General features: G+C 45.1%; 11 protein-coding genes. All 11 read left to right on the top strand.

Translation table 11 applies throughout. From position 1 onward, the window contains the following. The first annotated feature begins 13 nt into the window (after positions 1-13). Positions 14-142, top strand: coding sequence for a YbeD family protein (locus A3762_RS25660; protein ID WP_231878732.1), 129 nt, complete (start codon positions 14-16; stop codon positions 140-142). Between the two features lie 12 nt (positions 143-154). Next, positions 155-835 (top strand): lipoyl(octanoyl) transferase LipB, encoded by a 681-nt coding sequence (gene lipB / locus A3762_RS04990; protein WP_231876771.1) that lies wholly within the window; start codon positions 155-157, stop codon positions 833-835. Further along, positions 832-1,806 (top strand): lipoyl synthase, encoded by a 975-nt coding sequence (gene lipA / locus A3762_RS04985; RefSeq protein ID WP_068754379.1) that lies wholly within the window; start codon positions 832-834, stop codon positions 1,804-1,806. The genes lipB and lipA overlap by 4 nt, the downstream gene beginning before the upstream one ends. A 74-nt stretch (positions 1,807-1,880) precedes the next feature. Next, positions 1,881-3,203: an AarF/ABC1/UbiB kinase family protein gene (locus A3762_RS04980; protein WP_231878731.1), complete on the top strand. Its 1,323-nt coding sequence runs from the start codon at positions 1,881-1,883 to the stop codon at positions 3,201-3,203. Positions 3,204-3,281: 78 nt separating this feature from the next. Beyond that, on the top strand, positions 3,282-5,081 hold the full coding sequence (gene lepA / locus A3762_RS04975; protein WP_068754382.1) for a translation elongation factor 4: 1,800 nt from the start codon (positions 3,282-3,284) through the stop codon (positions 5,079-5,081). Between the two features lie 38 nt (positions 5,082-5,119). Then, complete coding sequence (lepB, locus tag A3762_RS04970) at positions 5,120-5,896, top strand: signal peptidase I (protein ID WP_068478487.1); 777 nt, start codon at positions 5,120-5,122, stop codon at positions 5,894-5,896. Positions 5,897-5,975: 79 nt separating this feature from the next. Continuing rightward, entirely contained in the window at positions 5,976-6,371 is a 396-nt protein-coding gene (locus A3762_RS04965; RefSeq protein WP_197469033.1) for a DUF4845 domain-containing protein, read from the top strand. Positions 6,372-6,385: 14 nt separating this feature from the next. Further along, on the top strand, positions 6,386-7,063 hold the full coding sequence (gene rnc / locus A3762_RS04960; protein WP_068754375.1) for a ribonuclease III: 678 nt from the start codon (positions 6,386-6,388) through the stop codon (positions 7,061-7,063). A gap of 1 nt (position 7,064) precedes the next feature. Next, on the top strand, positions 7,065-8,051 hold the full coding sequence (gene era / locus A3762_RS04955; RefSeq protein WP_082868944.1) for a GTPase Era: 987 nt from the start codon (positions 7,065-7,067) through the stop codon (positions 8,049-8,051). Between the two features lie 2 nt (positions 8,052-8,053). Then, positions 8,054-8,803, top strand: coding sequence for a DNA repair protein RecO (gene recO / locus A3762_RS04950; protein ID WP_068754373.1), 750 nt, complete (start codon positions 8,054-8,056; stop codon positions 8,801-8,803). Positions 8,804-8,808: 5 nt separating this feature from the next. Next, the coding region (locus A3762_RS04945; protein WP_082868945.1) for a pyridoxine 5'-phosphate synthase at positions 8,809-9,204 on the top strand (396 nt) is incomplete at its 3' end.

Raw genomic sequence — 9,204 nt, 5'->3', positions numbered from 1 at the left:
TCCAAGCACTATAGTGGTTCAACCGAGTAAGAATGGAACTTTCATTTCCTTGCGTATCAAATTTACAGCTACAAGTCGCGAGCAATTGGATGCCATGCATCAGGCTATCATTGCGACTGGTCGTGTGAAGATGGTCCTATAGAGGGCATCTGTCTTGTCAGAAGAATTGGCCAAACCTAGAAACTCTGAACGCGAGCTCAAGGTAACATATTTCTCATCGAAGCTTGATTACGAAACAGCGTGGCGAGCGATGCAAGACTACACAGATAAACGAGATTCTCTATCAGATGATCGATTATGGGTTTTGCAGCACGATCCAGTATTTACTCAGGGGCAAGCCGGTAAGTCCGAGCATCTTCTCAACACTGGAGATATTCCGGTAGTGCAAGTCGATAGGGGTGGTCAAGTCACCTACCATGGGCCTGGTCAGTTAGTGATTTATGTTTTGTTCGATATAGATAGAATGGGTATTGGTACGCGACAATTCGTACGACTGATTGAGCAGGCAATGGTTCAGGCGCTAAAAGATTTTGGTGTCGACTCTAAGGCCGATCCTGAAGCGCCAGGTGTATATGTCGATGGGCGTAAAATTGGTTCTATAGGTTTGCGTATTCGTAAAGGGCGTTCTTTTCATGGTCTGAGTGTAAATCTCGATATGGATCAAAGCCCTTGGCTTCGTATTAATCCTTGCGGCTACCAAGGTTTACAAATGGCTCAGCTGAGAGATTATTGCCCTGAGGTCTCTATTACAGAATTTTCTAACTGCCTCGTAGATGCCCTAAGTTCATTATTTTGTTATCGGCAGACCAACATTGAAGTTACAGATTCGTTATGACAGAAGAAACTAAAAAGACGTCCGTTAAAAAAGTCGTGGCTGGTGAAAAGTTGCGCGGTGCTGAAAAAGTTGCCCGCATTCCAATTAAAGTGATTCCTACCGAAACGATGCCGCGAAAGCCTGATTGGATTCGCGTGAGAATTCCTGCAACGCCTCGAATTGGCGAAATTAAGGACAAGTTGCGAAAGCACGGACTGCACACGGTATGTGAAGAGGCATCATGTCCGAACCTAGGTGAATGCTTTGGTGGTGGCACTGCCACGTTTATGATCATGGGGGATATTTGTACGCGTCGTTGTCCTTTCTGTGATGTCGCGCATGGACGTCCAAAGCCGCTAAATCAAGATGAGCCCCGAGAGCTAGCCGAAGCCATCGCTGACATGAATCTCAATTACGTGGTTATAACTTCTGTTGACCGTGACGATCTGCGTGATGGTGGTGCTCAGCATTTTGCTGATTGTATCTCAGAAACTCGCTCAAGGACTGATTCAATTGAAATTGAAGTTCTCGTTCCGGATTTCAGGGGGCGTATGGACGTAGCAATCGATATTCTTAAAGGCACTCCACCTGATGTCTTTAATCATAATCTAGAGACTGTGCCATCCTTATATAAAAAGGTTAGACCTGGCTCCGATTACGATTGGTCGTTAGATTTATTGGAAAAGTATAAAGCTGCGGCACCTTCAGTGATTACGAAGTCGGGTTTAATGCTTGGTATTGGTGAAACGAAAGAAGAAGTTATTCAGGTGATGCGTGATTTACGCGCACACAATGTCGATATGCTTACGCTCGGTCAATATCTACAACCGAGTCGTGACCACTTGGCCGTTGAACGTTTCGTTACACCTGAAGAATTTGATGAGTTAGGCGAACTTGCCAAAGAAATAGGTTTCAAGCATGTTGCGAGTGGTCCATTAGTTCGTTCGTCGTATCACGCAGACAAGCAAGCAAAGGGCGAGAAGGTCGGTTAACTCTTGGCTCTTAAGAAGGTTCTTCGTTGAAACTGTCAAAGATTAAAACTGGAAGCTTTGAAAGGCGTTTAAGCTTGACTAAGGCTGGTTTGGTCTCCGGTACGCGTATGGCGGGCAGTTTGACGGCCGGTCTCTTTCAGTCCTCACAAAAACGCGCAGAGGCGCGCAGTGCGGCACTTTCACGAGAAGCTAAGTATCTCGTTGAAGAGTTGGGTAAGCTCAAAGGCAGTGTTGTTAAGATTGGTCAGATTATGGCGCTTTACGGCGAGCATTTTCTACCAGTTGAGGTGACTGAAGCGCTTCATACGCTTGAAGAGAAAACCGCGGCGCTCGATTGGTCTATCATGCGTGGTTTGTTGTACGAACAGCTCGGCTCGGAGCGTTTTCAAGAACTTGATGTGTGCGAAACATCTATTGGGACGGCTTCTTTGGGGCAGGTGCATCGAGCGATTGTGAAAAGCAGTGGTGAAGAGATTTGTCTTAAGATTCAATATCCGGGCGTGAGTGAGGCGATCGACGCTGATTTAGACTCTGTTGCTCAAATCTTACGCCTTGCCAATGTAGTGTCTCGTGGGCCTGCTTTCGATGAGTGGCTCGAAGAAGTTCGCGTTATGATGCACCGTGAGGTGGATTACGGATTAGAAGCTAAAACGACGCAGCGTTTCAATGATCTTCTGAAAGAGGATCATCGCTACGTTGTGCCCTCTGTTTATTCTCGATATTCGACCTCTAAGGTCTTAGCAACCAGCTATGAAGAAGGCGTGCATGTTGCTAGTGAATTGGCGCAAGGTTTGTCACAGCAAGAGCGAAACGCACTCGGGCAGGCATTTCTTGAATTGTTCCTGAATGAGCTTTTCGTATGGCATGAAATGCAAACGGACCCGAATTTCGGTAATTACCGTGTTCGTATTGATAAGTCCAAATCTCCTCAACTTGTTCTTCTTGACTTTGGTGCGGTTCAACGCTATGACGAGAGCTTTATAAAACCCGTATGTGATATGATTCAATCTTCTTATCACAATGATCTTAAGGGCGTGATTCAAGCGGGTATTGCGCTTGATTTCATGCACGAGGATTGGCCCGATGACGTGCTCGAGACATTCGGGAAAGTCTGTATGGCTGTACTTGAACCCTTGGCTAGGACTGATTCGCCAGCAGTTTGTAAAGCAGATCATTGTGACGAATCTGGGGCTTATTTATGGGCTGAGAGTGATTTGCCAACGCGAATTGCCAAAACTGCTGCGCGTTCAGCTGTCAGCCGTTACTTCAAAATACCGCCAAAGGAGTTCGTTTTTCTAAATCGAAAACTCGTCGGCGTTTATACCTTTATCTCGGTGATTGGTGCTCAGTTTGATGGCGAGCCGCATTTGCGGCGTTTCCTATACATTAAACCATGAACTAACCTTGCAACACGTTTTGAAAATGCTCGCTTTTACTATAAAATGCGCGCCTCAAATTTAAAGAGTATTTTGCACGTGAGCAGTCTTAAAAATATCCGTAATTTCTCCATTATTGCCCATATAGATCATGGTAAGTCGACCTTGGCTGACAGATTTATTCAAGATTGTGGCGGTTTAAGTGACCGTGAAATGGAGGCGCAGGTTCTTGACTCGATGGATATCGAAAGAGAGCGTGGTATTACGATCAAAGCGCAAAGTGTGACCCTGAACTATAAAGCGGATGACGGTGAGACGTACCAGCTTAATTTTATCGATACGCCCGGACACGTTGACTTCTCGTATGAGGTATCGCGGTCTTTAGCGGCTTGCGAAGGTGCTTTGTTAGTCGTTGATGCGGGTCAAGGTGTTGAGGCGCAGTCTGTAGCGAACTGTTATACGGCGATTGAACAAGGCTTAGAAGTTCTTCCAATCCTTAACAAAATGGATTTGCCACAAGCTGAGCCTGAGCGTGTAAAGCAAGAAATAGAAGATATTATTGGTATCGATGCGACGGATGCCGTGCCGTGCAGTGCTAAGAGTGGTATGGGCGTTAAAGATGTGCTCGAAGAATTGGTTAAGGTGATTCCACCACCTGAAGGCGATCGACAAGCTCCGTTGCAAGCCCTAATTATCGACTCGTGGTTTGATAACTACCTAGGAGTTGTGTCGCTTGTTCGTGTCGTTGAAGGCACACTTCGCAAAGGCGACAGAATATTTATCAAATCTACCGGCAAGATCGAGCAGATTACTTCTTGCGGTGTATTTACTCCGAAGCATACCGAAACAGGGATATTGCAAGCAGGTGAAGTTGGATTTGTCGTAGCCGGAATTAAAGATATTCATGGTGCACCGGTAGGGGACACGATCACGCATGCTAAGACTCAAGAAGTCGGCCAGTTGCCCGGCTTCCAACGCGTAAAACCTCAAGTCTACGCGGCGTTGTTCCCTGTCAGCTCCGACGATTATGAGTCATTCCGTGAAGCTTTAGAAAAGCTGACGTTGAACGATGCTTCTCTGTACTACGAGCCTGAGACGTCAGATGCACTGGGCTTTGGTTTCCGTTGCGGCTTTTTGGGTATGCTCCATATGGAGATTATCCAAGAGCGTTTGGAGCGCGAATATGACCTTGATCTTCTTACTACGGCGCCAACGGTAGCCTATGAAATTAAGTTGAGAAATGGCGTCGTAGTGATGGTCGATAATCCATCAAAACTCCCTGATCCAGGTTCTATCGACGAAATGCGTGAACCAATTGTTGAGGCAAATATTCTGGTTCCACAAGACTATTTGGGTAACGTGATTAGTCTTTGTGTTGAGAAACGCGGTGTCCAGAAAGATATGCAATTCATCGGAGGACAGGTCGCGCTCAAGTACGAATTACCAATGGCTGAAGTTGTACTCGATTTCTTCGATCGTGTGAAATCAGTGAGTCGTGGTTTTGCTTCACTCGACTATCAATTTATTCGTTTTGAGGCTGCTAACCTAGTTAAGCTAGACGTTCTTATTAACGGCGATAAAGTTGATGCGCTGGCCTTGATTATTCATAAGGACCACGCCCAATCTAAAGGCCGTTTATTAACCGAAAAGATGAAAGAGTTGATTCCACGCCAAATGTTCGATGTTGCTATTCAAGCGGCAATAGGTGGCCAAGTCGTGGCGCGTCAAACCGTTAAGGCTTTGCGTAAAAACGTAACAGCGAAATGTTACGGTGGTGATGTGAGCCGTAAGAAAAAGCTCCTTCAGAAGCAGAAAGAAGGTAAGAAACGGATGAAGCAAGTGGGCAGCGTAGAAATCCCGCAAGAAGCGTTCTTAGCCGTTTTGAAAGTGGATAGTTAATCGATTTAAGATCGATAAAAATAAGTAGCGAGAAAAGAATGGATATCGATTTTCCACTGGTGTTGGTGGTACTAACGTTTTTTACAGGCTTCGTCTATTTAGCGGACGTTCTGTATTTTTCTAAACAACGCGAGGCAAGCAAGGCTCCAAAGGCATCATCAGAGGATGAGCCGAAGATGCATTGGTTGATTGATAATTCTCGCTCTTTTTTTCCAGTGCTGGCGCTTGTGTTAGTGCTCCGGTCTTTTCTTGTGGAGCCTTTTCAAATTCCGTCGGGCTCAATGTTGCCGACCTTAGAAGTCGGCGATTTCATCTTAGTCAATAAATACGAGTACGGTTTGAGGTTGCCAGTCGCGGGCACAAAGGTGGTCGAGCTGAACGATCCTGAGCGAGGTGACGTAATTGTCTTTAAATTCCCAGAAGATGGAAAAACTAATTACATAAAACGTGTTGTAGGGATCCCAGGTGATGTTATTCGTTACGACGAAAAACAACTGTTTATTAATGGTGAATTAGTTCCTGAAACGCTTGTAGCTAATTTACCTCCTTATCGTTTGGCCAAAGAGCAAATAGGCAACGTCACACATCAATTAATGGAGCATAAGCTGCGCCGAAACATTCAAGCCGAAGGTGAATGGGTGGTACCAGAAAACTCCTACTTTGTAATGGGTGATAACCGTGACAATAGTAACGATAGCCGTTATTGGGGCTTCGTTCCCGATGAGTTAGTGGTTGGTAAGGCGTTTGCAATTTGGATGCAATGGAAAGGTCTCACTTCATTGCCATCGTTTTCGCGCGCAGGAAGCATCGAGTAACATGCATTACGTTGTAAACCTGATAGAGCGGGTCTAACCTTAAGTACGCGAGTTAATGAATTTGATTGGAGCAATGCAAATGTCTAGAAATGAAACTAATAATAAATTGTTGAAGAACCAGCGTGGCGCTTCAATGCCCTTTGTTTTGGTGTTTCTAGCGATGGCTGCGTTTGTTGCGTTAGTTGGTTTTAAATTGTATCCAGCCTATTTTGAGCACTGGCAATTAAAGTCAGTGGTGACGTCTTTTGTCGAGGATTCTCAAACCGCTGAACTCGATCTGGGTGAGATTAATCGCCGCTTCAAATTACGTATGCAGACTAACAATATTCGCGACATTGACTTCAATGAAGCTGTATCGATAGAGAAAGAAGAAGGGGTGATTTCTTTCTACTTAGATTATGAAGTTCGTATCAATGTTTACAAAAATGTCGATGCAGTGATTGTGTTCGACGAAGTATCAGAAATCTATCCATAGGTAGCACAACACGGGTGAGTACAGTTAATTACGACAGACTTGAGCGAAAGCTTGGTTATACCTTCAAAGATCGATCTCTTTTAGAGCTTGCCCTCACACATCGTAGTTTCAAAGGTAAAAATAATGAGCGTCTCGAATATCTCGGTGACGCTATTCTCGGCTATGTGATCGCCGAACAACTCTATCTTCGTTTTCCTCATTTTAAAGAAGGTCAACTATCGCGCTTGAGAGCTCGCTTGGTTAAAGGCGTAACTCTCGCTGAGATAGCGAGAGAGTTTGGGCTAGGTGATTATCTAAAGCTCGGTCCTGGTGAACTAAAAAGCGGCGGTTTTCGACGAGAATCTATTTTAGCTGATGCAGTAGAGTCGATTATCGGCGCGACGTATTTGGATTCTGGTCATGACGTAGCCAAACAAATGGTATTGTCTTGGTACGAAGAACGATTGAGTTCTCCTGAGTTAGAAACGACAGAGAAAGATTCGAAGACTCAGCTGCAAGAATTGCTTCAAGCTAAAAAGCAAGACTTACCGACATACGAGGTTTTGCGCACAGAAGGCGAGGCGCATGCACAAACGTTCTATATTCGTTGTACGATTCCTGCGGAAGGCATTTCTATTGAAACGAGTGGTTCGAGTAGGCGTAATGCAGAGCAAGATGCTGCTAAGTTAGCGATTGAACAATTAGGTAAATAATATGAGCGATAAGAAGTTAGGCGATAACGATGCAGCGCAGTCTGCTGATGAGCTGGACGCTCTATTAGGTCAAGCATTTGGTGGCGTGGTGCAGAAGCACAACACTCGCTGTGGTTATGTTGCGATTGTTGGGCGGCCAAATGTTGGCAAATCAACCTTGATGAATCACATCTTAGGTCAAAAGCTAAGTATCACTTCTCGACGTCCGCAAACAACTCGACATCAAATCTTAGGAATAAAGACAAACGGGGCGAATCAAGCTGTATATGTTGATACTCCCGGCCTGCACTTGAAAGAACATAAGGCGATTAATCGCTACATGAACAAAGCCGCATCAAGTTCGTTGACTGATGTTGACGTGGTGGTGTTCGTTGTGGATCGCACGTATTGGACCGACGATGATGATCTGGTCTTAGAAAAATTACAGAATGTCTGCGCGCCGGTGATTCTGTGCATCAACAAAGTTGATCGTACAAAAGACAAGGGTGGCTTACTGCCGTACTTGCAAGAGATCTCTAAGAAAGGCGAGTTTCAAGATATCGTCCCTATTTCAGCGAAGCAAGGACACAACGTCGAGCAGTTGGAGAGTCTTATTGAGGAGTTGCTACCTGAGAGTATGCATTACTTTCCCGACTCCCAAGTTACCGACAAAAGTCAGCGCTTTTTAGCTGCAGAGTTAGTGCGCGAAAAGATCATGCGCCAACTAGGAGAAGAGCTCCCGTATTCGGTGACGGTTGAAATTGAAGAGTTTAAACAGAAGAGAAATATTCTTCATATTAGTGCCTTAATTCTTGTTGAACGTAGCGGCCAGAAAAAGATTGTGATCGGCGATAAAGGCGAGCAGATTAAGATTATTGGACGTGATGCGCGTAAAGATATGGAGCGTATGTTTGATAGCAAGGTCATGCTGAACTTATGGGTGAAAGTTAAGGGCGGTTGGTCCGATGATGAACGTGCCTTGAAAAGCTTAGGGTATCGCGACCAGTAAGCATGTTTGAAGCGAGTTACATTCTTCATCGTCGCCCGTTTAGGGATACAAGTTTGTTACTCGACGTCTTCACGTATCAGCATGGAAAGGTAGGTTTAGTCGCTAAAGGCGGCTACAAAGCAAAGTCTTCAAAGAGTGCCATTCTTCAGGCATTTCAGCCCTTGTTAATTGATTGGGTTGGTAAATCTGATCTCAAAACCTTAACACAAGCTGAACCGCCCAGCGCCCAATTAGAGTTGACGGGCCAACGGCAGTTCGCGGGTCTGTACATCAACGAGCTGTTATACAAATTATTGGCGCCAGAAGAGCCAATGCCTGCTTTGTTTTCAGCCTATGTAGAGTGTCTCTCGGGTTTAAGTGAGGGTGAAGATATGTCTCAGATGCTCAGAGATTTTGAACTTATATTGTTAGCTGAGCTCGGTTTGTTACCTAGTTTTGATATTGATTGGCAAGGCAAGGTTATACAGTCTGAGTCGAATTACTATTTGAGTGCTGACTCCACATTCGTGTTGACACAAGAGAATAGCCGAAGTTATGTCGTTTTTTCAGGTCAAGATCTCCTAGCTTATTCGTCACGCGTGCAGGCGCTAGTTTCTAATAAAAGCGCTAATCAAGTAAATGATCTTAAAGCGGTGTATCAGACGTTAAATAAGAAAGTCAGTTATATGCTGATTGATCAGGCGCTCCAAGGTGCGAAGCTTCAGAGTAGAGAGCTAATCAAGCAGTTCAGTAAATATACAACAGTAGGATGAGTAAGATGAGTCAACAGCGTAGGGTGTTGTTAGGTGTAAATGTCGATCATGTTGCAACCCTTAGACAGGCACGAGGTACGCGTTACCCTGATCCCGTCCAGGCTGCGATGCTAGCTGAAGAAGCTGGCGCTGACGGCATTACGATTCATCCGAGAGAAGATCGCAGGCATATTCAGGATCGCGATGTGTTTGTGATGAAGGAAACCCTCCAAACGCGTATGAATCTGGAGATGGCGGTAACGGATGCGATGGTCGATCTCGCTTTAAAGGTTAAGCCAGAGCATGTTTGCTTGGTGCCTGAAAAACGCGAAGAGTTAACTACCGAAGGTGGGTTAGATGTTGTGGGGCATCTTGATAAGGTTAAGGATGCTTGTCAAAGACTCGGTTATGCTGGCATAGAG

It is taken from the genome of Oleiphilus sp. HI0125 (assembly GCF_001635355.1).
This window is presented reverse-complemented; position numbering and strand designations above follow the sequence as displayed.

What these genes read in the sequence shown, in the direction of transcription:
- lipA (WP_068754379.1), top strand. Translation starts at nt 832, where the DNA reads ATGACAGAAGAAACTAAAAAGACGTCCGTTAAAAAAGTCGTGGCTGGT.
- lepB (WP_068478487.1), top strand. Translation starts at nt 5,120, where the DNA reads ATGGATATCGATTTTCCACTGGTGTTGGTGGTACTAACGTTTTTTACA.
- A3762_RS04965 (WP_197469033.1), top strand. Translation starts at nt 5,976, where the DNA reads ATGTCTAGAAATGAAACTAATAATAAATTGTTGAAGAACCAGCGTGGC.
- era (WP_082868944.1), top strand. Translation starts at nt 7,065, where the DNA reads ATGAGCGATAAGAAGTTAGGCGATAACGATGCAGCGCAGTCTGCTGAT.
- recO (WP_068754373.1), top strand. Translation starts at nt 8,054, where the DNA reads ATGTTTGAAGCGAGTTACATTCTTCATCGTCGCCCGTTTAGGGATACA.